16 protein-coding genes and 1 pseudogene are annotated in these 23,675 nt (G+C 66.6%); 12 read left to right on the top strand and 5 right to left on the bottom strand.

The window, feature by feature from the left end; genetic code table 11:
• Nucleotides 1-373 precede the first annotated feature (373 nt).
• The 3 genes from D2E24_RS01980 (at nt 374) to D2E24_RS01970 (ending at nt 4,732) form a co-directional block, all read left to right on the top strand.
• Complete coding sequence (locus tag D2E24_RS01980) at nt 374-1,807, top strand: LCP family protein (RefSeq protein ID WP_125967634.1); 1,434 nt, start codon at nt 374-376, stop codon at nt 1,805-1,807.
• Between the two features lie 377 nt (nt 1,808-2,184).
• Nucleotides 2,185-3,240, top strand: coding sequence for a ketol-acid reductoisomerase (gene ilvC / locus D2E24_RS01975; protein ID WP_125967632.1), 1,056 nt, complete (start codon nt 2,185-2,187; stop codon nt 3,238-3,240).
• 466 nt (nt 3,241-3,706) lie between these two features.
• Complete coding sequence (locus tag D2E24_RS01970; protein ID WP_125967631.1) at nt 3,707-4,732, top strand: hypothetical protein; 1,026 nt, start codon at nt 3,707-3,709, stop codon at nt 4,730-4,732.
• Between the two features lie 543 nt (nt 4,733-5,275).
• On the opposite strand, the gene D2E24_RS01965 is transcribed toward D2E24_RS01970, so the two are convergent.
• Nucleotides 5,276-6,490, bottom strand: a complete 1,215-nt coding sequence (locus tag D2E24_RS01965; RefSeq protein ID WP_125967630.1) for an ATP-binding protein — start codon at nt 6,488-6,490, stop codon at nt 5,276-5,278.
• Between the two features lie 280 nt (nt 6,491-6,770).
• The gene (locus tag D2E24_RS01960) at nt 6,771-7,964 is read right to left on the bottom strand and encodes a CdaR family transcriptional regulator (RefSeq protein ID WP_164520955.1); all 1,194 of its coding nucleotides are present in this window, start codon (nt 7,962-7,964) and stop codon (nt 6,771-6,773) included.
• A 388-nt stretch (nt 7,965-8,352) separates the two neighbouring features.
• Here D2E24_RS01960 and D2E24_RS01955 point away from each other — a divergent pair, with 388 nt between their 5' ends.
• Together D2E24_RS01955 and D2E24_RS01950 are read left to right on the top strand one after the other, a co-directional pair.
• The gene (locus tag D2E24_RS01955; RefSeq protein ID WP_125967628.1) at nt 8,353-9,648 is read left to right on the top strand and encodes a GntP family permease; all 1,296 of its coding nucleotides are present in this window, start codon (nt 8,353-8,355) and stop codon (nt 9,646-9,648) included.
• Nucleotides 9,649-9,695: 47 nt separating this feature from the next.
• Complete coding sequence (locus D2E24_RS01950) at nt 9,696-10,841, top strand: glycerate kinase (RefSeq protein WP_125967686.1); 1,146 nt, start codon at nt 9,696-9,698, stop codon at nt 10,839-10,841.
• A gap of 300 nt (nt 10,842-11,141) precedes the next feature.
• Here D2E24_RS01950 and D2E24_RS01945 read toward each other — a convergent pair whose 3' ends face one another.
• The 3 genes from D2E24_RS01945 to D2E24_RS01935 all read right to left on the bottom strand — a co-directional run bounded on the left by D2E24_RS01945 (nt 11,142) and on the right by D2E24_RS01935 (nt 15,719).
• Nucleotides 11,142-12,227 carry a Fic family protein gene (locus D2E24_RS01945; protein ID WP_125967627.1) on the bottom strand — a complete coding sequence of 362 codons (1,086 nt, stop codon included), beginning with the start codon at nt 12,225-12,227 and terminating at the stop codon, nt 11,142-11,144.
• Nucleotides 12,228-12,481: 254 nt separating this feature from the next.
• Nucleotides 12,482-14,500: a sialate O-acetylesterase gene (locus D2E24_RS01940; protein ID WP_241222801.1), complete on the bottom strand. Its 2,019-nt coding sequence runs from the start codon at nt 14,498-14,500 to the stop codon at nt 12,482-12,484.
• 4 nt (nt 14,501-14,504) lie between these two features.
• The gene (locus tag D2E24_RS01935) at nt 14,505-15,719 is read right to left on the bottom strand and encodes an SGNH/GDSL hydrolase family protein (protein WP_125967625.1); all 1,215 of its coding nucleotides are present in this window, start codon (nt 15,717-15,719) and stop codon (nt 14,505-14,507) included.
• Nucleotides 15,720-15,972: 253 nt separating this feature from the next.
• On the opposite strand from D2E24_RS01935, the gene D2E24_RS01930 reads away from it, so the two are divergent.
• From D2E24_RS01930 to D2E24_RS01905, 7 genes and pseudogenes are all read left to right on the top strand, one after another.
• Nucleotides 15,973-17,358, top strand: a complete 1,386-nt coding sequence (locus D2E24_RS01930; RefSeq protein WP_125967624.1) for a GH1 family beta-glucosidase — start codon at nt 15,973-15,975, stop codon at nt 17,356-17,358.
• Nucleotides 17,359-18,105: 747 nt separating this feature from the next.
• Nucleotides 18,106-19,824, top strand: a complete 1,719-nt coding sequence (locus tag D2E24_RS01925) for an ABC transporter substrate-binding protein (RefSeq protein WP_125967623.1) — start codon at nt 18,106-18,108, stop codon at nt 19,822-19,824.
• A gap of 22 nt (nt 19,825-19,846) precedes the next feature.
• Nucleotides 19,847-20,836, top strand: a complete 990-nt coding sequence (locus tag D2E24_RS01920) for an ABC transporter permease (protein ID WP_125967622.1) — start codon at nt 19,847-19,849, stop codon at nt 20,834-20,836.
• Nucleotides 20,837-20,855: 19 nt separating this feature from the next.
• Complete coding sequence (locus D2E24_RS01915; protein WP_125967621.1) at nt 20,856-21,926, top strand: ABC transporter permease; 1,071 nt, start codon at nt 20,856-20,858, stop codon at nt 21,924-21,926.
• Nucleotides 21,923-22,455, top strand: a pseudogene (locus D2E24_RS10530) (ATP-binding cassette domain-containing protein); the annotation flags it as partial. The gene D2E24_RS01915 and the pseudogene D2E24_RS10530, both read left to right, overlap by 4 nt.
• A complete protein-coding gene (locus tag D2E24_RS10525) occupies nt 22,441-22,839 on the top strand; it encodes an AAA family ATPase (protein WP_420897463.1) in 399 nt (132 codons plus the stop codon). The pseudogene D2E24_RS10530 and the gene D2E24_RS10525, both read left to right, overlap by 15 nt.
• Nucleotides 22,836-23,657, top strand: a complete 822-nt coding sequence (locus D2E24_RS01905; RefSeq protein ID WP_125967620.1) for an ABC transporter ATP-binding protein — start codon at nt 22,836-22,838, stop codon at nt 23,655-23,657. The genes D2E24_RS10525 and D2E24_RS01905 overlap by 4 nt, the downstream gene beginning before the upstream one ends.
• The last annotated feature ends 18 nt before the right edge of the window (nt 23,658-23,675 follow it).

The raw sequence follows: 23,675 nt of genomic DNA, 5'->3' as shown, positions 1-23,675 counted from the left end.
GCTGCCCTCATGCTATGCGTTGGTGCTACGCGTTCGGTGGTATACGTTGGCCGGGACGTCGCCGTCCGATCCGGCCCGCACGGCGTCCGACGGCGGCCGGTGCACGCGGGCGGCCCGTCGGACGGCGGAGGCATCCCGGCGCACCACTATGGCCGCGTCCCGTGTATGTTTTCTTGCCGGAATCTACTCTAGCCCTGTACTTTCGCTGAAAGAACCCTGAGAACGGGGAAACTCCCGCGGTTGCGACGAGGACGCCGGCGTTCCGGGCGGACCTTGGGGCGGCTCAACGCCCTCTGTTACACTGACGAACGGCGGAGCATGCCGTCTTTCCGGACGGCGAAGTCCGCGACCAGGACGGACAGGAGGCGTATTCATGGCAAGTCGGCACGCGCAGGGCGGCAAACAGCCCAATCTCGGATGGCGCCGCACCGGACCGCAGCACGCACTCGGCTACCGGATCTCGCACCGACTGCTCTCCGGCATCGTCATGGCCGTCATCGCGGCGCTCGCGTTCTCCGGCACGTTCGCGGCGGCCACGCTCGCCGACATCAGCCGCGTCGTCGACGACAACAAGATCCAGGTCATCGCGCAGGACGACAAGGACGACGACGAGAACCAGCTGGTCGACCCGTACGCGAACGAGCCGATCGACATCCTGCTGATCGGACAGGACACGCGCGACGGCGACACGAACGCGGCGATCGGCGGCGGCGAGACTGAAGGCGGCCTGCACAACTCCGACACGGTGATGATCCTGCAGCTCGCGGCCGACCGCAAGAGCGCGAATCTGGTGTCGCTGCCGCGCGACCTGATCGTCGACGTGCCCGCCTGCCAGACGACGACCGGCACGATCCCCGCCCAGTACAGCGTCATGCTCAACACGATCTTCCCGAACGCGTACGCGCAGGGCGGCGACCTCGCGTCGGCGGCCAGCTGCACGATGAGCATGGTCAACTCGCTCAGCGGCATGAACATCCAGAACTTCATGGTCGTCGACTTCGGCGGCCTGGTGAACATGATCAACGCGATCGGCGGCGTCGACATCTGCATCCCGGTCGACACGGTCGACTCGTACACCGGCCTCAACCTCGCCAAGGGCGTGCAGCACCTCGACGGCCTGACCGCCACCCAGTACGCGCGCATGCGCCACGGCACCGGCACCGACGGCTCCGACACGATGCGCACCACGCGCCAGCAGTACCTGATCAAACGCCTCATCACGACCGCGTTGCAGAAGAACCTGATCACGCAGACCGCGCAGCTCTACCAGCTGGCGAAGTCCGCGCTCGAATCCGTGCAGATGAGCTCCGGCCTGGCCGACGTGATGACGCTCGCGGGCCTGGCGATGAGCATGAAGGACTTCAACGTCTCGCACCTGTACTCGCAGACCATCCCGATCGTGCCGTGGACGTACGACGCGAACCGCAGCATGCTCGCCGACGGCGCGGAGGCCGTGTGGGAGAAGCTGCGCAACCATCAGCCGCTGGTCGAGGAGCAGTCGACCGACACGACGACCGACGGCGGCGCGACGGACGGTACGACGACCGGCGACGGCGCGACGACGGATGGCGGCGCGACCGACGGCACGACCGCCGACGGCGGGTCTACGGACGGCGGCGCTACCGGCGACGGGTCGACCTACAACGAGCGCACCGGCGTGATCACGATGGCCGACGGCACGCTGATCGACGCCGAGACCGGCGGCACGATCGATCCGGAGACCGGCGCGATCCGCGACGCGGTGACCGGCCAGTTCATCGGCCTCGCCAACCGCTACCTCGAGATCGACGTGTGCGGCATGGCGTGACGTCGCATCCCCATGCGCCCCGGCGGGCCGCGGACCGTGAGTCCGCGGCCCGCCGTCGTATATGCGGCTGGCCGGGCGGGCGCGGCCGACCGTGCGCCGATGACGGAATGGGTGCAGCCGTCGGCCGATCCGCGGCGGTCGTGGACGCCCGTCCGAGTTGTGGACGGCGGGCGCGCGCCAAACGGACCGGCGCATAGGATGGGCATCAGTTTTGAGGACAAAATCCTCACGCTTGAGACCACCCGGGCTTGGCTGCCCGGACCCCAAACGCGCAGGAGGCCATCGACCGGGGGACCGGCCGGGGAGGCGGAACGCGCAACCACAACGACACCGTGCGCCCGTTCGTGCAAGGGCGCGCAAGTTAAAGGAGTGCTTACATGGCTGCACAGATCTGGTACGAGAACGACGGCGATCTTTCGGTGCTCGCGGGCAAGAAGGTCGCGATCATCGGCTACGGCTCCCAGGGCCACGCCCACGCGCTGAACCTGCGCGACTCCGGCGTCGACGTAGTCGTCGGCCTGCGCCCGACCTCCAAGTCCGTCGCCTTCGCCCAGGAGCAGGGCCTCGAGGTCAAGTCCGTCGCCGAGGCCGCGGCCGACGCCGACATCGTCATGATCCTGGCCCCCGACCAGCACCAGCGCAACATCTGGAAGAACGACATCGAGCCGAACATCAAGCCGGGCGCGGCCGTCGCGTTCGCCCACGGCTTCAACATCCACTACGGCTACATCAAGCCGTCCGAGGACCACCCGGTCTTCATGGTCGCCCCGAAGGGCCCGGGCCACATCGTGCGCCGCGAGTACGCCGCCGGCCGTGGCGTGCCGGTCGTGGTCGCCGTCGAGCAGGATCCGCGCGGCGACGGCTGGGCGCTGACCCTGGCCTACGCGAAGGCCATCGGCGCCCTGCGCGCCGGCGCCATCAAGACCACCTTCAAGGAGGAGACCGAGACCGATCTGTTTGGCGAGCAGAACGTGCTGCTCGGCGGCGTCAACAAGCTCGTCGAGATGGGCTTCGAGGTCCTCACCGACGCCGGCTACCAGCCGGAGATCGCCTACTTCGAGGTGTGCCACGAGCTGAAGATGATCGTCGACCTCATGAACGAGGGCGGCCTGAACAAGGACCGCTGGTCCTGCTCCGACACCGCCCAGTACGGCGACTACGTCAACACCGTCATCTCCGAGGACTGCCGCGAGCGCATGGAGTACCACCTCAAGCGCATTCAGGACGGCTCCTTCGCCAAGGAGTTCATCGACGACCAGGACGCCGGCGCCCCGAAGTTCAAGGCCCTGCAGGAGGAGTACTCCAACGTCCGCATCGAGACCGTCGGCCCGAAGCTGCGCGCCATGTTCTCTTGGAACAACGAGGCCGCGAAGGACGCCGACGAGGCCAACTCCTTCACCGGCAAGATCGCCCGCGCCCAGGTCCAGGAGTGATTCCTCCCCGGTCGTGACCGATCGGCCGGGTGACCATCTAACTGGCTGAGACATGAGGCCGCCGTTCCCATCCCCGGGGACGGCGGCCTCCGTCGTGTTCCGGCGTCCCATCGGGATCGGCCTTGCCCGGTTGCGTTCCGAGACGACCGACAAAAGCGCCGGCAAGGGGCACAGCGCCTTGCCCGGTGTGTTCCGAGACGACCCGCTCGGCCTGCTTCCACTCGACGTCTCCCGGGCGACACTCCCGGATTGGTCATACATAACGCCGGTTATGTCCCGAATCGGGCCGGTTTTGGCGTCTATCGCGCGTTCTGTACGCCCATTCCGGGTGTGTCCCATCCCTGATCGCGGGTGTCGCCGGTCTGATTCCGTCGCCCATCGTCGAGTAAGCGGTTCCCGTGATGATGCTCTGCTCCGTCGTGTCCGTCCGTCGCACGGCCTCTACGATGTGATTGGCGGAGGGCTCATGGATCCATCGATCCGGGAAGGGGGCGGCCGGATGGTCGGCGAACCGAAGTCATGCTGGCACGCGATGCGATCGGCGTTCCACAAGGTTCGTGCGTGGCTGTCCGCCGGTCGCATGCGATGTTCGCTGGCGCATGTCTGCAGCATGCTGTTGGCCGACTTCGTGTGTGGTGGTGCGGCGACGGTCGCGGTCCGTTGCAGCGGAGACGGAACGAACGATTTCCTGACGGCGGCGACGGCGTTCCTTGCCGTTCCGTTCGTGGCGTTGGCGTTCGGATGCTGGGTGCGGGTGTTTCGGAGCGTGGCGTGGTGGTCGGCGACGGTGTCGGTGACGTATGTGGCTGTCGTGCTGTTCCGCGTGCTGCGGTCGGTGCGGTTCGACGTAGGGTGTTACCTGCGGATGTGGGGCGAATCCGGATGGGGCGAAGTGTGGGATTATCTGGCCGGTACGGTGACGGCGTTGACGGTCCCGTCGTTGGTTTCCGTTGCGTTGTTCGCAATCGGGTTGGGTGTCAGGGTAATCGGCGTCGCGTTGCATTCGCGGCTTCGTATGGATCATCGACGGGACGTATCCGATATGCGGCATGGCGGAAACGGAGCTCCGTACCTGTCGTCGCGATTGGAACGCCTGCGTCGCATTCGCCGCGCGTTGTGGTGGGGCGGGATGCTGCTGCTGCTGTCCCCGGCATGGTTGTGGGGGCCGGTTGATGAGGATGCGACGTTCGCATTCGCGGCGGCGGTGCCGTTGCCCGTCGGCGCCGATGGCACGACCGCTGCCGCCCGGCGTCTCGCGCTGGTTCTGGGCTGCGGTTTCGTATGCTGGCTCGCCGTGGCGTGCATACGGGTGGCGATGTGGTTCGGTGCGGATGATGACGTGGATGATGGCGTCTGGCGAGCCTACCGGGCGCGTCATCCGATGACGTTCGACCGTGCGGCCGTCGTCATCGTCACCTGCGCGGCGACGGTGCTCGTCGTGCTATGGTCCGCCCTGATCCTGGGGCTGCTGCTTATCCTCAGTTTCCCCTGACCGGGGCATGTCCGCATCCGTTCCGGCGTCGGTCTCATGCCCGCCATCGTGGAAATGATGCGAATGCATAATCAAAACCTTCGAAGACGGCCGTTGGCAGGTGCGTCGGTGCGATGGTCATGACGTCACCGAGGTCGGATGCGTCGCCCCGGCCACGCGATATGCGGCCTGTTCCGTCACGGAATCTCCGATTCGGCCTGCCAAGCGTTCCGTGAGACGATTTTCCGCCACGGAACGGCGAAATCGCCCCGTGGCGTATTCCCTGACAGGATTCTTGTCACTGAGCATCGTAAGAGGCGGGTTCTGCAGTTCCGTGACAAGTCCGCGCTTGCGAAAATCGTTGCAATCACAAGGATTGTCGGGTATCGGCCTTTTAGTCTGCCGGAATTCGCTTGTCACGCAATCCGCAAACCGCCCTCATCCGTGTTCCGTGGCACCGGAACGTGGCACGGAACGCTCAAATCCTGCGGTTTCACGTTCCGTGCGAACAATGGTGATGATCATCGGTTCCCGTCGCATGGTGGTCGTGCGGCACGGGGGCCGTCACTCTTCCGAATCGTATGTCTGCTCCTCGGCCGGTGCAACCCGTCGGATGAAATCGGCCATGCCCGGAACGGTGAAGGCGAGCAGTCCGCGTTCGGGGACATACGCCAGTCCCGCCTCGATGATGCCCTTGCGTTGCCTGGCAACGCTGCCGATGGGCCGTCCGAGCGCGTGTGCGATTTCAGAGGAGGAGCACGCCTCCTTGCCGAGCGAAGCCATTGCGCGCATGTATTCGCGTTCCGAGGCGCGGCCGCGCTGCCATCGCGCCTCGTAGAGACCACGGTCGAGATTCGCCCTTGCGACGGGCTCTCCTCGATTCACCGCCGACAGTGGAATAGGCGACGATTCCGAAGCATCGAATGCCGCCGAACCGTATGCCTGAATGAAGTACGGGTATCCTTGGGCCAGCTCCGTCAGACGGTTCAGCGCGTCGTCCTCGAAACTGCTCACGGTTCCCACGGTCCGGGTGAAGCAGTCCCTCGCCTCTGCCTCGGGCAGTTCGCTGATCGTCCGGTATTCGAACAGGCGCTCCGCATAGGAACGGGCCTTGGTCAGTACGCCCGGCAGATTCGGCAGTCCGGCCGCGATCACATAGAACGGCAGGTCATCCTGGCCCATGGCGTGCTGCAGTCCGATGATGGTGCCCATGAGTTCCTTGGGCATTTCTTGGAATTCGTCGATGAAGAGAAACAGTCCCGATCGTTCCTGCTTGAGTTCGACGCACAGCTCCTCGACCATCGTTTCCAGACGCAGGGCGTCGGACATGGCCGATGCATCATCGTCGGACGTCGAGAAGGATGCCTTGAGTACGCCGACGCCGACCGACACCTCGTTGACCCGGTTCAGTGCTTCGATAAGACGCGTCCGCAGTCCATCCCGTCTGACCCGGGTGATTGCCTTGGTCATGCCGTCGAACAGTTTCGCGTAGTCATGACGGATGTCGGAGGTGGCTTCCATGCGGACTGTCAGCAGTCCTTGGGATGCGGCCATATCCTGCATCTTCAGCAGCAGCACGGTCTTGCCCATGCCCCGCAGCCCACTGTACACAAGGCCGCGGTTCGAATACCCGGCCTTGGTGCGGGCGATGATGCGGTCCATAGCCACCAGCTCGGCTTCGCGTCCCACCAGTTCTCGGGGCTGTCGTCCCGCGCCGGGGACGAACGGGTTGAACGCATGCATGTGCGCCTGGGTCAGCTTCGGCTGATCGTCGCCCATCGGCGCCTCCTTATCGTGAAAGCGAGGTCATCGCCATGAATCGTATGCGTATGCAACATACTACAGTCGAATGCACGATAATGCAGATAAATGCACAATAATGCAGCCGTATGCAGGTGTGAACGGTCGGCATGTGTTCGTCAATGACCGCAATGACGGCTTCGCCATATGCGGATGTGATGGGTTCGGGACGGCTTCATGTGGGCCGCCCATCGGGCGACACGCCCGAATTGGTCATACATAACACCGGTTGTGTCCCGAATCAGGCCGGTTTCGGTGCCTATCGTGCGCTCTGTACATCCACCCCGGGCGTGTCGTCGGCATAGCTGCGGGTGCCGCCGCGGGAGGCACGCTGGAACCGCAGGTAGTCGCGCAGCAGGAACGCGGCCGCGAGCACGGCATGGTCCTCGAGGTCGCGCGGATTGTATCCGGTGCGCCGCGCGATCGTGTTGAGCCGGTTCTGCAGCGTGTTCTTGTGCAGGAACAGTTCGTCGGCCGCGCGTCCGATGGCGCCGTTGTTGCGCGTGTACGCGTCGAAGACGGCGCGGTATGCGTCGATGTCGGCGTCGGCGACGCCGGCGAACACGGATGCGATGAACCGGTCGGCCTCGTCGGCGGGCATCGAGGAGACGAGCAGCCCGTAGCCCAGATCGTCGTAGTCGAGCACGCCGGAGCGTTCGGTGAAGCGCAGCCAGTCGACGGCGGTGGTCGCCTGCCGATGGCTGGTCCAGTAGCGGTCCGCATCATGCCGGACACCGCCGATGCCGATGCTGATGCCGCGGCCCAGCTCGCGTTCCAGCAGTCCGCGCAGCGATTCCAGCAGCGGCTCCGGTTCCGGCTCGTCCGGGGCGGCGTCCAGCAGGATGCAGAATCCCTGCGTCGAGACGGAGTGCAGCGTGTGCTCCGACGGTTCCAGCGCCTCGCCCAGCACGGTGTACAGTCCGTCGCGGCCGGACGACGACGCGTCCTTGGACGTGCACCTCCCGACGGCGACCCGCCGCGGCCGGTGCAGGTCGACGTGCAGCGACGAGGCGAGGTATTCGACCAGGCTCGGGTCGTGCTGTTCGGCGGTCAGCAGGTTGACGAGGTTGGTCTGCATCATCCGCTGGTCGAAGCGGGTCATCTGGTCGAGGTTCTCGCGGACGAGGATCTCGGTCATCCTGCGGATGACGTTGCCGAACGGCTCCACGTCGTGCCGTTCCCCGGTGATGCCGATGACGGCGACGACCTGGTCGCCCAGCATGACCGGCGCGTTGACGCCGCTGCGCGCGCCGGCGAACTGCGCGTTGTGGTCGACGGCGACGGTGCGTTTGGTGCGTGCCGCCAGCCGCGCCGCGTCGTGGAACGATCCGATGCGGGTGAGGTCGGTGCTGGCGGTCATCACGCCGTCCGTGTCGAAGAAGTTGATGTCGTGGCTGATGATGCCCTTGATGCTCTCCACGATGGTCTGGGCGATGCGTTGGTCGATGTGCACGGTGCCTCCCTGCGCCGGTTCGTCGGTTCCGTCGGGGGCGTCGGATCCGGCGATGCCGGTCCGGTTCGCCCCGCGATGATCGCAGTATACCGGTGACGATGGTCTGTGTACCATGTCATGCCGGAATCCGTCGCCTTGACACGGTGCTGCGGAATATTGAGCCGGACCATGCGGCACCGGCATAATGGCCCATATCAACGGTCGCATCGCCGGAGTGGACGGAACGGACCGTGTGGAGGGTGATGGTACCTATACCATCGGCCGGCCGCTTCTGACCGGCGTGCGCGTGCGGACGTCGCAGTCCGCGCTCGGCATCCCGTCCCGCAATATCCCGTCCCGTCCGTCCTACTCCGGCAATCGCGTCCATAGGACAATCGAAGGAGATGACATGGTAGAAGGCGTTTCCATCGCCTGGTGGGCGGCGCTGCTCGGTCTGGCGCTGGCCATCGTGCTGATTCTGAGGAAGCTGAACGCGACGTACGCGCTGATGCTCGGTGCGATCGTCGGCTGTCTGGTGGGCGGCGCATCGCTGTCGCAGACGGTGAACGTCGTCGTCGCCGGCGGCCAGAGCGTGATGGGCACGATCGTGCGCGTGCTCGCGGCCGGCGTGCTCGCCGGCGTGATGATGGAATCCGGCGCGGCGAACCGCATCGCGAAGACGATCGTGACGAAGTTCGGCGAAAGCCTCGCGATCTTCTCGCTCGCGTTCGCCACGATGATCATCTGCGCGGTCGGCGTGTTCATCCCCGTCGCCGTGCTCATCGTCGCGCCGATCGCGATCGAGGTCGGCAACCGACTGCACATCTCGAAGCTGGCGCTCATCGTCGCGCTGTCCGGCGGCGGCAAGGCCGGTAACATCATGTCCCCGAACCCGAACACGATCGCCGTGGCGTCCGGCTTCGACGTGCAGCCGTCCGCCGTGATGGTCGGCAGCTTCGTGCCCGCCCTGTGCGGTCTGGCGATGGCCGTCCTGCTGGCGACGCTGCTGCGCGGCCGCGGCCCGGCCCCGACGATCGACGAGGTCGACGCGGACGGCGGCGACGAGGCGTCCCTGCCGAGCATCGGCCGCGCGCTGGTCGCCCCGGTCATCGCCGTGGTGCTGCTGCTCGTCAACCCGGTCGGCAGCGTGCTGAACATCGAACTGCTGACCTGCTTCCAGGTCGACGCGATGTACATCCTGCCGCTCGCCGCGGTCATCGGCCTGTTCGCGATGGGCCAGGGCCGCAACCTGCTCGCCTTCACCAAGGCCGGCATCGGCCGCATGACCGACGTGGTGCTCATCCTCATCGGCGCCGGCGCGCTCGGCGGCCTGATCACCAACTCCGACCTGTCGTCGCAGATCGTCGACCTGATCAAGGCGTGGGGCGTGTCCGGCTCGCTGCTCGCGCCGATCGCCGGCATTCTGATGGCGGCCGCCACCGCGTCCACGTCCACCGGCGTGATCCTCGGCTCCAGCTCGTTCGGCGCGTCCATCCTCGACTTCGGCGTCTCGCCGGTCGCGGCCGCCGTGACCATGCAGGCCGGCGCCACCGTGATCGACCACCTGCCGCACGGCAACTACTTCCACGTCACCGCCCAGTCGATGAAGATGACCGTGGGCGAGCGCATGCGCAGCGTGCCGTTCGAGACGCTCGTCGGCCTGACCATGACGGTCGCGGCCACGCTGATGACGATGGTGTTCTGACGGCGCCGCAACCGACCACACAACGAGGCAATGGACAGGAGACAATGATGAAGTTCGTGATCGCCCCCGATTCCTTCAAGAACTGCATGACCGCCGCGCAGGCCGCCGGCGCGATCCGCCGCGGCGTGGAACGCGTGTTCCCCGACGCCGAATTCGTGATGGTGCCGATGGCCGACGGCGGCGAAGGCACCGTGCGCTCGCTGGTCGACGCGACCGGCGGCGAGCTGCGCGCCGCCGACGTCATCGACCCGCTGGGCCGGCCCGCCGTCGCCGAATACGGCATGCTGGGCGACGGCGCGACCGCGGTCATCGAGATGGCGGCGGCCAGCGGCATCCATTTCGTCGACGAGACGACCCGCAATCCGCTCGTCACCACGACGTACGGCACCGGCCAGCTGATCGTGCGCGCGCTCGACGACGGTGCCCGCACCATCATCCTCGGCGTCGGCGGATCGGCGACCAACGACGGCGGCGCCGGCATGGCCGAAGCGCTCGGCGTACGCTTCCTCGACGCCGACGGCGAGCCGATCGCCCGCGGCGGCGGCGCGCTCGACCGGCTCGCCACGATCGACATGGGCGGCATCGACCCGCGCATCGCCGAAACGCGCATCCTCATCGCCTGCGACGTGACGAACCCGCTCGTCGGCCCCACCGGCGCGTCCGCCGTGTTCGGCCCGCAGAAGGGCGCCACCCCCGAGATGGTGGAGGTCCTCGACCGCAACCTCGCGCACTATGCGGACGTGATCGAAGCGCAGCTGGGCATCGCCGTCGCGCACACGCCGGGAGCCGGCGGCGCGGGCGGACTGGGCGCGGGCCTGCTCGCGTTCACCCATTCCACGATGCGTTCGGGCGTGACGATCGTCGCCGACACGGTGCGGCTGGCCGAACGCTCCGCCGGCACCGACTACTGCTTCACCGGCGAGGGCGGCATCGACTTCCAGACGCAGTACGGCAAGACGCCGATGGGCGTGGCGCGCGCCGTGCGCGAAGGCGCGCCGGATGCGGTCGTCGTGGCGTTCGCCGGCTACGTGGGCGAGGGCATCGACCAGCTATACGATCTGGGCATCGACGCGGTGTTCGGCATCGTGCCGGGCGCGACGACGCTGGAGCGCGCGCTGGCCGACGGCGAGGCGAACCTCGAGCGCGCCGCCGAGAACACGGCCCGCCTGATCCGCCTGTCGCATCGCGGCTGACGGCCGGATCAGGACGGGGACAGAGGCCGTCACCGTAGGTCGCCCTGGCGGCCAGTGCTGACGGCCGGATCCGGACGGGGCGGGGCTTCCCAGGAGGAGATTCCGCCCCATTGTTATTCGTCCCGTCCCGCCCATACCCACACACCAGTTGGCGACACGCCCGGAGTGGTCATACGGAACGACGGATACGGGTCTCAAAGACCATGAATCCGGATGTACCCGCGGTTCCGTACAACCACTCCGGGCGTGTCCCCTTCCGGCGTTGCGACGGTTTCCGAGTCGTGACCGGCCAGGCGCATCTCACCGCCTCCGGATGTAGCGTGTGGACCGGCCGGCACCGACCTTGATGATGTCGTCGACCGCCAACAGCTTCCTGAGCGTGCGTTCGACGGTCGTCTCGCTGATGTCGGGCAGTTCGCGCAGGATGTCGCTTTTTGCGATCGGTGCCAGCGTGCGGTCGAACAGCGCGATGATGCGCCCCTCCTTGGTCGCCGCGCCGGCGGACGGGGCGTTTCCGGCGGGACCGGCGGACGAGGTGATCGCGCCCACCCGTTCGTCGAAATCACGGTACGCCGACAGCACCGTGCCGAGCAGATACCGCACGAACGGCCCGTAGTCGTTGGCGTCCTCGTTCCAGCCGCGCGTACTCGCCGCGAGCGCGTCGTAATACGTGTCCTTCGTGTGCTCGATGATGTGCTCGATGCTCACGTATTTGCCGACGTCGAAGCCGGACCGGTACATGAGCAGCAGCGTGAGCAATCGGCTCATGCGCCCGTTGCCGTCGTTGAATGGGTGGATGCAGGTGAAGTCGAAGACGAACATGGCGGTCGCCAGCAGCGGGTCGGTCGGATCGCCGCCGGTGGTCGCGTCACGGTAGGCGGTGCATGCCTGTTCCACGAGCTCCGGCGTGGCCAGTGCGGACGGCGGCGTGAACCGAACCGATTGCGTGCCGTCACCCATCCGCTCCACGATGACGTTGTCGGTGTCCTTGAACCGTCCTCCGAACACCAGCGGCGTGTGCCTGAACAGGTCGCGGTGCAGCTGCAGGATCACGTTCGGCGTGAGCGGGATGTAGTCGTGGCTCTCGTGGATGAGCGCCAGCACGTCACGATAGCCGGCGATCTCCTCCTCGTCGCGGTTGCGCGGCGTGGTCTTCTCCATGACCAGTTCGCCGAGTCGACGGTCGCTGGTGGCGATGCCCTCGATGCGGTTGGATGCGTCGGTGCTCTGGATGCGCGCCACCGAAACCAGCGTCTTCACGATGTCGGGTTGGAGCGCGATCCGGGTGGATTGTCGTCCCTTCGCCTCGTGGATCGCAGTGAGGAGCCGGGTGGTCTGCGGCGTGATCAGGGTGTCGGCTGCGGTTCTGTAGTCGAAGTGATGCATTCCGTTCCTTTTCTGCCTCATCGAATGGGCTTTCTGCATCATAGCGTGCGAATATGATGCAGAAAAGCGGGGATGATGCAGAACATGATGTAGAAAGCATGATGCCTAATGTGCGACACGCCCGGAGTGGTCATACGGAACGACGGATACGGGTCTCAAAGACCATGAATCCGGATGTACCCGCGGTTCCGTGTGACCACTCCGGGTGTGTCGCGCATTGGGTGCGGCTTCCATCGGGAATCCGCACCCGCGCATCACCTGCGGAACGGCGGGGCGGGCAGCCCGGCCACGTTGAACAGGGGCGCCGGACCCCAGCTGCGCCACGCGTAGCGCACCGCGACGGGGAAGGGAACGTCGTCGCAGCGCACACGGATCGTACCGTCGGCCACGATCGCCGCGTCGGCGGGATGCCAGACGCCGTCGGCGCCGGACAGCTCGAATCCGGACGCGTCGGCGTCGCGGTGCAGCGGATCGCCGACGTCGCGCCGGTACGTGCCGGGCACGGTGCCGTCGAACCGCAGTCCGTCGGCGTGCGAGAACCGGATGATGGCGGCGCCGGGTGCGTCGTCGACCGTTCCGTCGGGTCGTATGGCCGGTTCGTCGCCGTCGTGCTCGCCGGCGCGACCGACGAACTCGACGGACGCGACCTGCGGACCGTCGACGGGGATGTCGTAGCGGCCGTAGACGCGGTGCAGCGCGCAGTCGGCGAGGCGTTCGCCCGGCGTGCGCTTGTCGGTCGGGTGGATGTTGTCGAATTCGCCGCAGTCGATCGTCGTGACCGTGTACACGCCGTCAATCGTCCGCCCGGCGTCCCATTGCGCCTCGCGGATGACCGGCCAATGCCGCGGGTCGGCGCCGGCGGCGGCCGTGGTCTTGTCGATCCACTGCGGCAGCTGCACGATCAGGAACGGCAGCGGCCCGCCATCCGCGTCACGGTCCGCGGCGTCGCCGTCGGAGACGCCGGCGTGCGTGGATGCCTGGTCCGCGCAACGCCACAGGCCGCGCCATTCGTCGATGAACAGCCCGAGCAGCGTGCGGTACGAATCGCAGTGCGCTTCGTCCTCTTCGCCCTGATACCACAGGAATCCTGCGATGCCGTACGGCGCGACGCGTTCGACCATCGTCCCGTACGGCCCGGTCGGCCGGTATTGCGAGGTCGGCGTGACCGGCGGCGGCCATGGGCAGGCGCCGTAGCGTTCGTTGAGCGTGTCCCAGGTGATGTCCGGTTCGGCGGCGCGGGCGGCGCCGACCGCCGCGTTCCATGCGTCGAACTTCGTCTGCCACGCCGTCGTCTCGGCGGCGAACTGCTCGTCCGTCCTGCCGGCGATCGCCGCGTCGAACCGCGCGAGATAGCCGCGACCGGCCTCGCAGGATTCCAGCGTCCGGCGGCTCATCCACGCGCTGATCGACGTGCCGCCGATATAGCAGTCGACGATGCCGACCGCGATGCCGGGGCCGAGCCCGCGGCGCAGACGACGCGCGAAATGGTAGGCGACGGCCGACATCGTGCCGACGCTCGCCGGCCCGGCGACGTGCCAGCGCGCGTGGTCCTCCGCATCCTCGTCGATGACGCCGGTCTTCGGCGTGTTGTAGAAGCGCAGCAGCGGGTCGGCGCTGGCGGCGATGACCGCGTCCGCGTCGTCGGCGTTGCGCAGTTCGAGCTCCATGTTGCTCTGCCCGCCGGCCAGCCACACTTCGCCGACGGCCACGTTGCGGTAGACGAGCGTGACACCGGAACGGTCGGTGACGGTCAGCTCGTACGGTCCGCCTGCCTCGACGGCCGGCAGTCGCACGATCCAGCGGCCGTCGGTGCTGATGACGGTGATGCGGGTGACGCTGTCGGTGGTGGTGTGCGGCGTCGCGCCGGCGCCGGCGAGCGCGATCTCGGCCGACGAATCGGACGCCCTGAGCGTGACGACGACGGTGCGGCCCGGCGTGCCGGTGCCGAACACGGGAATCGGCCGGCGGCGCTGCAGCACCATGTCGTGCGAGAAGACCGCGGCGGGGCGCAGCTCGGGGCCGCCGAGCGGCTTGGCGTCCGCGGGGTCGCCGTCGCTGGCGGGTTCGGCGAGTCCGCTCATGGCGGCGCCGGGCGCCGGACCGGTGGCGACGGTACGGACGGTGTCGTCGGGCTCGGCCGTGCCGTCGCCGGGATTGCCGTCCGGGACGCGGGTGGTGCGGTCGCCGATGGTGCCGGCGGTGCCGCCGTCGATGCGGCCGGACACGTCGGTGCCGTCCGGTTCGCCGGTCGGCGATGATGTGGTGTGCTTCATCGGTTCAGTCCTCCCAGATGGCATCGCCGAGCGACTCGAGGAACGCGGTCAGCTCGCGGGCCATCTCCTCGTGTTCGATGACGCGCGGATGGCCCGGCGTGGCCGCGCCGTTGCGCGAGAACAGCAGATGATGGGCGACGGGGCGGCCGTCGCCGACGGACGCGGCGGCGACGGCGGACGGCGCGTCGACGGCGTCGCCGAACGGCTCCGCCGCTGGCAGATCGGGTATGGCGTTGAATGTCTGAACCGCTTCATCGATGGCGCGGTCCCACGCGGGGTCGTGCTGCAGCACGGTCGTCATGCACACGATCGCCGCCTTCGGATAGCGTGTGTGGATCGATCGCAGGAAATCGACATACCGCGTCCGCCAGCGGTGTGACTCGGCACCGTCGTAGTCGTCGGCCATGAAATCATGTGGGTTGGCGTCGTTCTGTCCGACGGCGACGATGACGACGTGCGGCGTGTACCGCGCGAAATCCCACGCGACGGCCTTGCCGAGCGTCGGATTGTATTCGATGCGGTCCCACATGCTCTCCTGGCCCACGTAGTCGGGGCCGGCGAACCAGCCGATGCCGTCGACGAGCGAGATGCCGCCCTGCGACACGTCGTGCAGCGCCGCGCCCAGGCCGCGCGCCGCGATCGCGCCGTACGACTTCCACGAATCGCTGTAGGGGCTCAGATCGGTCTCCGGATCGGGCTGTCCGGCGTACAGCAGCGCCTCGTTGCGTTCGCCGCAGGAGACGGAGTCTCCGTAGATCTCGATGCGGCGCGTCGGCTCCGGGAGCGTGGTCGGCAGCACGGTCGCGCCCTCGTCGAGGCCGAAGCCGAGCAATTCCACGTAATGCTGGCCGTCCTGGCGCTTGTAGACGACGGCCTCGTGCTCGATGTCGGGGAGGCGTTCGGCGAGCGTGACGGTGACGGGCTCGCCGCCGCGGCCGAGCCCGTCGTCCCAGCCGGCGTCGTCGGATTCGATGCCGTCGGCGGCGAATCCGGAGGGGATGCGCACCTTGGACTGGACGCCGTCGATGATGACGCCCAGATGCGAATCGCCGTAGTTCCAATGGTTGACGAGCGTCGCGTCGAGCGACGTGCCGGTGAAGCGGAACGCGGCCTGCGTGTACGGGTGGACCCAGACCGGACGGTCGGGATCGGCGTCGTCGATGCGGCCCATCGTGCGGATGGCCGGGTCGGCGGGGGAGATGACGGTGCGTGATGCCATGGCGATTCCTTGCTCCTCGTTGATCGGATCGTTCCCATAAGCGGTGGATGGTGGTGTCAGGCATTGCCGCGCAACACCTTAACCGCTTCATGAAAAGTATGATACACTCGTCATGGACGAACCAAATTACCGTTCGGTCGCTAACGATGGCGGACGCGGACGGTACGGCCGACGGCCCGCCCCCGGGCGGTCGGCGAACCAGACGGCACACGACCCGGCCGACAGGTCGACGCAGGAAAGGAAACGCAACGCAATGAAGTGCTCCGACGATTTCGTGTTCGGCACCGCCACCGCCTCGTACCAGATCGAGGGCGCGGCGAACGAGGACGGCCGCTGCCCGTCCATCTGGGACACCTTCTCGCACACCGGCCACACCGTCAACGGCGACACCGGCGACGTGGCCACCGACTCCTACCACCGCTACAAGGAGGACATCGCCCTCCTCAAGGACCTCGGCGTCGACTCCTACCGCTTCTCCATCGCCATGCCGCGCATCATGCCGACCGACGGCGGCCCGGTCAACGAGAAGGGCGTCGACTTCTACTCGCGCGTCGTCGACGAGCTGCTCGAAGCCGGCATCAAGCCGTGCGCCACCGTCTACCATTGGGACCTGCCGCAGTATCTGGGCGACAAGGGCGGCTGGCAGAACCGCGACACCGCGTGGCGCGTCGCCGACTACGCGTGCGTCATGGGCGAGCGCCTGGGCGACCGCGTCGACACCTGGATCACCGTCAACGAGCCGTGGTGCGTGTCCTACCTGAGCTACGGCGGCACCGAGCAGGCGCCCGGCCTGGGCGGCGGCCCGGCCGCGTTCGAGACGGTCCATCACGTCAACCTGGCCCACGGCCTGATCGCGCAGGCGCTGCGCGGCGAGGTGAAGGACGACGCGAAGATCGCCGTCACCCTCAACCTGCAGGTCAACCGCGGCGACGCCGACGCCGTGCACCGCACCGACCTGATCGCCAACCGCGTGTTCCTCGACCCGATGCTGCGCGGCTACTATCCGAACGAGCTGTTCGCCGTCACCAAGGGCATCTGCGACTGGGATTTCGTCAAGGACGGCGACCTGGACCTGATCCACCAGCCGATCGACATGCTGGGCCTCAACTACTACTCAACCGGTTTGGTCACGATGAGCGGCCGTCCGCAGTTCCCGCAGTCGACCGAGGCGAGCGTGTTCCCCGGCTGCAGCGACATCGACTGGCTGCCCACCGAGGGGCCGCACACGGAGATGGGCTGGAACATCGACCCGAACGGCCTGTACGACCTGCTGGTCCGCCTGCACGACGACTATCCGGAGTATCCGCTGTTCATCACCGAGAACGGCATGGCCTGCCCGGACAGGTTGGTCGAGGAGGCCGACCCCGAGACCGGTGCGTCGGTCAAGGCCGTGCATGACGCCGACCGCGTCGACTACCTGACCCGCCACTTCGACGCCGCCCGCCGTGCGATGGAGGCCGGCGTGCCGCTGACCGGCTACTACGTGTGGTCGCTGCTTGACAACTTCGAATGGGCGTTCGGCTACACCAAGCGCTTCGGCATCACCTACGTGGACTACGAGACCCAGGAGCGCACCCCGAAGGATTCGTTCAAGTGGTACCGGCGGCTCATCGCCTCCCGCGAGCTGCCCGTCCTCTGACCTTTCCTCCGGTTCCTCTGTCCGTCCGTCCCCTGTTCCACCTCACATACAGGTTGCGACGCAAACCCACCCGTTTGCGTCGCAACCCGTATGTTCCGGCCGGTTTCCCTACGGATTGCGACGCGCAGTCCCCGGTTCGCGTCGCAATCCGCATCCGGCGGCCATCTCCCGTACGAATCCCGACGCAGATCGCCCGGTTTGCGTCGCAATTCGTGTATGGTCCGTTATCCACACGGATTCCGACCCTGATATCCCCGTCCGAGTTGCGGCCTGCCTGTGGTTTCCCGCTATGGATTGCGACGCAAACCCACCCGTCCGCGTCGCAATTCGCATGTTCCGGCCGGCTCCCATACGACTTGCGACGCGCAGGCCCCGGTTTGCGTCGCAACCTGCATAAGACGGCCGCTTCACGAACGAATCCCGACGCAGATCAGTCCGTTTGCGTCGGGATTCGTATATATTCCGTCGGTTCCGTGCGGATTACGACTCCTCTGGCCCCGTTTGTGTCGCAATCCGCACAGGATTGCCGATTCCCATACGGTTTGCGACGCGGATTCGGGCATATCGCCGATGATTCATCACGGACGACACGCTGGATTGCGGTACTTAACCGGTTGAGCTATAGTGGAACCACTCAACCGGTTAAGCTACCGTCGGTTCCGAAGACGAGGAACGGTACGCGGGGCCGGTTGGGCCGGTCGGTGAGGACGCCGACCGCACTGCGACAATCGACCGAAAGGATTGACGATGACGTCGAAAGCGAGGAAGACCCTACGGCGTGCGATCGCGGCCGTCGCGGCCGCCGCCTCCCTGATGTCCGTCGGCGCGTGCTCCGGCCCGTCGGCCGCGGCATCCGACGGGACCGTGGTCAGCGTCTTCAACGGCACGACCGGCACGTTCAACGAGAACTTCAACCCGTTCTCTCCGACTGCTCTCGGCCCGACGCTGGGCGTGATCTACGAGACGCTCTACTGGTACAACCTCGCCGCCGACGAGGCCCCGACCCCGATGCTCGCCACCGACTACGAGTGGAACGACGACGGATCCGAACTGACCATCACCACCCGCGAAGGCGTCACGTGGCAGGACGGCGAGCCGTTCTCCGCCGCCGACGTGGCCTTCACCTTCAACCTGATCCACGATACGCCGGCGCTGAACACCAACGGCACCGCATGCACGGCCGAACTGGTCGACGAGAACCACGTCACGCTGGTCTTCCCCACCGAGAACGCCGACGGCACCCCGTACGACGAGCCGTTCACCGGCGCGTACATGCAGGAGGGCGGCATCCTGGGCGGTCAGGCGATCGTACCGGAGCACATCTGGAAGAACATCGACGATCCGATGAACTACACCAACGCCGATCCGGTGGGCACCGGCGCCTTCAAGCTGGACCGGTTCACCAACCAGTCGTACAGCTTCACCGCGTTCGACGACTACTGGAACGGCCGCCCGAAGATCGACGGCGTGCGCTACATCGCGCTCAACGACGCCTCCGCCGCCACCAGCACGCTGATGGCGGGGCAGGTCGACTGGATGAGCGCCTACATCCCCAGCTACGAGATGCTGCTCGAGAACTATCCGCGCATCTCCGCCGTGAACACCCCGCGACTGACCACCGTCGTCATGACCTGCTCGAACGCGGAGGCGGGATGCGAAGGCCCGCAGACCGATCCGGCGGTCCGTCAGGCCATCTACTACGGCATGAACCGCACCCAGCTGAACAAGCTGGCCGGCGCCGGCGCCGGCGCCATGGGGTCGCCGACCATGCTGATGCCCGACCGCGACGCCTCCTGGATCACGGATCCGGACCTGCGGTACACGCCGGACGGCGACGACCGGGAGACGGCCGAACGGATACTCGACGAGGCCGGCTGGATCATGGGCGACGACGGCTACCGCTACAAGGACGGCGTCAAGCTGAGCATGACCATCCAGACCGTGGCCGGCTGGTCCGACTACATCCTGATCAACGACACGCTCAAACAGCAGCTCAAGCCGATCGGCATCGAGATCGTCTCCACCCAGATGGCCTGGAACCAGTGGAACGACAACGAACAGAAGGGCAACTACCAGCTGTCGCTCGATTCCCTGGGACTGGGCGTCACCGCCGACCCCTACTACACGTACAACCCGCGCTACAGCTCCGAACAGATGGCCAAGGTCGGCGAGACCTCCGGAGGCCAGAACTACGCGCGCTACTCGAACCCGAAGGTCGACGCGGCGATCAAGGCCGCGGCCGGCACCGTGGACGAGGAGGAACGCAAGGAGCAGTACGCGATCGTGCAGCGCGAGATCGCCGACGACGTGCCCTACATCCCGATCTACATCAACTCGATGCTCACCGAGTTCAACACCGACAAGGTGACCGGATGGCCCACCGAAGACGACATGTACGCGCTGCCCGCCGCATGGAAGGCGTGGGACATGGGCATCATCCTGCAGCATCTCGAACCCAAGCAGTGACGAATCGGAAGGAGAACCCCACATGAAATACGTCCTGCGCAAACTGGGCTTCTATCTGGTGGCCCTGTGGGCGGCGCTCACGCTCAACTTCTTCCTGCCGCGCATCATGCCCGGCAACCCCGTCGACCAGCTCATCTCCAAGCTCGCGCAGAAGGGCCAGGTCACCCCGGCCACCCGCCACGCGATCGAGCTGATGCTCGGCTCCGACTCGTCCGTGCCGATGTGGAGGCAGTACCTCAACTACTTCGGCAACATCCTCCACGGCGACCTGGGCGTCTCCGTCACCTATTTCCCCAACTCCGTGACGTCCGTGATCGGCAGCACGCTGCCGTGGACCGTCGGACTGGTGGGCATCTCCACGGTCCTGGCGTTCCTCATCGGCATCACGCTGGGCATGATCGCCGGCTGGAAGCGCGGCTCGTGGATCGACAACCTCATCCCGGTGACCACCCTGCTGCAGTCCATCCCGTACTTCTGGCTCGCGCTCATCCTCCTGTACTTCTTCGGCCTGAAGAACCCGATCTTCCCGCTGTTCGGCGGCTACGACGTGTGGAGCGTCGAGCCGGGCTGGAACCTCGCGTTCATCGGGTCGGTCATCAGATACGGCACCCTGCCGGCCATCACCATCGTGCTGTCGTCCGTCGGCGGCTGGATGCTCGGCATGCGCAACATGATGGTCTCCACCCTGTCCGAGGACTACATCCTCACCGCCGAGGCGAAGGGACTGTCCCGCGGCGAGATCATGCGCTCCTACGCGGCGCGCAACGCGATCCTGCCGTCGATCTCCGGCTTCGCCATCTCGCTGGGATTCGTGGTCGCCGGATCGATCGTCGCCGAATCCGTGTTCTCCTACCCGGGCATCGGCTTCGCGCTGCTGACCGCCGTGCAGAACAACGACTACGCGCTCATGCAGGGCATCTTCATGATCATCACGGTCTCCGTGCTCGGCGCGAACCTGTTCATGGACCTGATCTACGGCTTCATCGACCCGCGTACCCGCACGCAGGGCTGAGACGGAAAGGACCGAAGCAATGACCACACCAACGACCGCACGCGACGGCGCGACCGCCGTCCCCTCCGCCGCCCAGTCCCCGCAGCTGACCGAAGCCGAGAAGAAGGAGCTGCAGGTCCCCGGCGGCCGGTCCGGATCATCCAAGGCCGGATCGATGCTGCCTCCCATGACCCCCAAACTCGCCGTCGGCCTGACGATCGTCGTCACGATCGCCCTGTTCGCCCTGTTCGTGCCCTTCTTCGTCGACGATCCGAACAAGGTCAGCGACGTCGGACTGACCGCGCCGAGCGCCGAACACTGGCTGGGCACCACCCAGACCGGACAGGACGTGTTCTCCCAGCTCGCCTACGCATGCCGCGGATCGCTGTTCATCGGCCTGACCGTGGGCGTCCTCGCCGTCGCGCTCTCCAGCTTCTTCGGCATCCTGGGCGCCTACATGGGCGGCGCCGTGGACGAGGCGTTCTCCCTGCTGAGCAACGTGATGCTCGTCATCCCGGGGCTGCCGCTCATGATCGTCATCGCCAGCTACATGCCGTCCAAATCGTCCGTGCTCGTCGCCGGCGTGCTCGCCCTCACCTCATGGGCGGGACCGGCACGCGTGCTGCGCGGCTACACGATGTCGGTGCGATCGCGCGACTACGTGCTCGCCGCCCGCGTCGCCGGCGAGAAGCCATGGCGCATCCTGTTCGTCGAGATCTTCCCGAACCTGATCCCGCTGCTCGCCTCCCAGGCGATGAGCGCCGTCATCGCCGCGATCCTGGGCGAAGCCGGCCTGAGCTACCTCGGCCTCGGCGCGACCGACTCGTACACGTGGGGCACGATGCTCTACTACGCGCAGAACGGCATGGCCCTCATCCTGGGCGCATGGTGGTGGTTCATCCCGCCGGGACTGTGCATCGCGCTCTTCGGCGCGGCGCTCGCGCTCATCAACTTCTCCGTGGACGAGATCGTCAACCCGAAGCTCAAGGCGGCCACCCGCAGCCAGATCAAGCAGTGGAAGCTCGAGGAGAAGGCCGGCAAGGCCCGCTCCGACGCCGCATTCACCCAGTCGGCCTCGCCGGCGCACACCAAGGAGGCAATGGCATCATGACCGCGATGAACGCCAACCCGCCGGTCCATGAAGCGGATCCGGTGCTCGAAATCGACGACTTCTGCGTCGAATACCGTGCGGAGCGGACCGTACAGGCCGTCAAGCACGTCGACCTCAAACTCGGCCGCGGCGAAGTACTCGGCCTGGCCGGTGAATCCGGATGCGGCAAATCCACGCTCGCCTACGGCGTCAACCGGCTGCTCAAGCCTCCTGCCGTCGTGACGTCGGGACGGGTCCTGTTCAATTCGCGCGAAGGCTACCAGATCGACATGCGCGCCCTGGAGGGCGACGACCTGCGCCTGTTCCGCTGGGAGAAGGTCTCGATGGTCTTCCAGGGGGCGATGAACTCGCTCAACCCGGTCAGGAAGATCAAGGACCAGCTCGGCGACGTGTTCACCACGCACCGTCCCGAAATGACCCGCAGGGAGCGTCTCGACAAGTGCGGCGAACTGCTGGAGCGCGTCGCCGGCACCGCAACCGTCTCAACGCCTACCCGCACGAGCTGTCCGGCGGCATGCGCCAGCGCGTCATGATCGCGATGGCGATGGCCCTCGACCCGCAGGTGATGATCATGGACGAGCCGACCACCGCGCTCGACGTGGTCGTCCAGCGCGAGATCCTGCGCGAGATCACCCGCCTCAAGGACGAGCTCGGATTCGCCGTCATCTTCATCACCCACGACCTGCCGCTGCTGCTCGAGATCTCCGACCGCATCGCCGTGATGCGCAAGGGCGAGATCATCGAGATGAACGATGCGATGAGCCTGTACACCGCACCCCGGCACGAATACACCGCCAAACTGCTGTCCAGCTTCCCGTCGCTGACCGGCGAGCGCGGCGCGTTCATCCGCACCGGCTCGGAGGACCTGGAAGCCGGCACCTCGCCTTTCGCCATCAAGGAGGCAACGCGATGACCACGCTCGAAATGAGGGACGTCACCAAGCGCTTCGATCTGCGCGACGGACTCAGGACCACGAAGTTCACGGCCGTCAGCCACGCGAGCTTCACGCTCGAATCCGGCAGGACCGTGGCGCTGGTGGGCCAGTCAGGCTCCGGCAAGTCGACGATCGCCAAGATGATCCTGGGACTGGAGAAGCCCACCGAAGGAACGCTTCTGATCGACGGCAGGCCGGTGGAGCACGGACGCAAGGCGGACCACATCTTCCGCAAGACCGTGCAGATGGTGTTCCAGGACCCCTACGCCTCCCTCAACCCGTTCCACACCGTCGAACACCACATCGCCCGTCCGATGAAGCTGCACCATCCGGGCATGAGCGACAAGGAAGTGCACCGTCGTGTGGTCGAACTGCTCGACCGCGTGCGCCTGACCCCGGGGGAGGAGTTCGCCAAGCGGCTCCCGGGCGAACTCTCCGGCGGCCAGCGCCAGCGCGTCGCCATCGCCCGGGCGCTCGCCCCCGAACCGAAGATCCTGATCGCCGACGAGCCGGTCTCCGCATTGGACGTGTCCATCCGACTCGGCGTGCTCAACCTGCTGGCCCGGCTGCAGCGCGAGGAGAATCTGGGCGTGCTCTACATCACGCACGACATGGCCACCGCTCGTCACTTCTCCGACGAGATCATGGTGATGCGCAAGGGGGAGATCGTGGAGCGCGGTCCCGCCGACGACGTGATCCTGCACCCGCAGGCCGAATACACGCGCACGCTGATCGGCGCCGCCCCCGATCCGGAACGCCGGCTCAGGGAGCTCATGGAGCGCCGCGCCTCCGTCTGAACGCACCGAACCGGGGGC

It is taken from the genome of Bifidobacterium samirii (genome assembly GCF_003952945.1).
GTDB lineage: Bacteria > Actinomycetota > Actinomycetes > Actinomycetales > Bifidobacteriaceae > Bifidobacterium > Bifidobacterium samirii.
The sequence above is the reverse complement of the archived record's forward strand: the minus strand, read 5'-3'. Positions and strand labels throughout refer to the sequence as shown.

Coding starts and splice junctions, on each gene's coding strand:
- D2E24_RS01980 (WP_125967634.1), top strand. CDS start 374: ATGGCAAGTCGGCACGCGCAGGGCGGCAAACAGCCCAATCTCGGATGG.
- D2E24_RS01915 (WP_125967621.1), top strand. CDS start 20,856: ATGACCACACCAACGACCGCACGCGACGGCGCGACCGCCGTCCCCTCC.
- D2E24_RS01970 (WP_125967631.1), top strand. CDS start 3,707: ATGGATCCATCGATCCGGGAAGGGGGCGGCCGGATGGTCGGCGAACCG.
- D2E24_RS01940 (WP_241222801.1), bottom strand. CDS start 14,500: ATGAAGCACACCACATCATCGCCGACCGGCGAACCGGACGGCACCGAC.
- D2E24_RS01945 (WP_125967627.1), bottom strand. CDS start 12,227: ATGCATCACTTCGACTACAGAACCGCAGCCGACACCCTGATCACGCCG.
- D2E24_RS01935 (WP_125967625.1), bottom strand. CDS start 15,719: ATGGCATCACGCACCGTCATCTCCCCCGCCGACCCGGCCATCCGCACG.
- D2E24_RS01950 (WP_125967686.1), top strand. CDS start 9,696: ATGAAGTTCGTGATCGCCCCCGATTCCTTCAAGAACTGCATGACCGCC.
- D2E24_RS01930 (WP_125967624.1), top strand. CDS start 15,973: ATGAAGTGCTCCGACGATTTCGTGTTCGGCACCGCCACCGCCTCGTAC.
- D2E24_RS01965 (WP_125967630.1), bottom strand. CDS start 6,490: ATGGGCGACGATCAGCCGAAGCTGACCCAGGCGCACATGCATGCGTTC.
- ilvC (WP_125967632.1), top strand. CDS start 2,185: ATGGCTGCACAGATCTGGTACGAGAACGACGGCGATCTTTCGGTGCTC.
- D2E24_RS01955 (WP_125967628.1), top strand. CDS start 8,353: ATGGTAGAAGGCGTTTCCATCGCCTGGTGGGCGGCGCTGCTCGGTCTG.
- D2E24_RS10525 (WP_420897463.1), top strand. CDS start 22,441: ATGCGCCAGCGCGTCATGATCGCGATGGCGATGGCCCTCGACCCGCAG.
- D2E24_RS01925 (WP_125967623.1), top strand. CDS start 18,106: ATGACGTCGAAAGCGAGGAAGACCCTACGGCGTGCGATCGCGGCCGTC.
- D2E24_RS01920 (WP_125967622.1), top strand. CDS start 19,847: ATGAAATACGTCCTGCGCAAACTGGGCTTCTATCTGGTGGCCCTGTGG.
- D2E24_RS01905 (WP_125967620.1), top strand. CDS start 22,836: ATGACCACGCTCGAAATGAGGGACGTCACCAAGCGCTTCGATCTGCGC.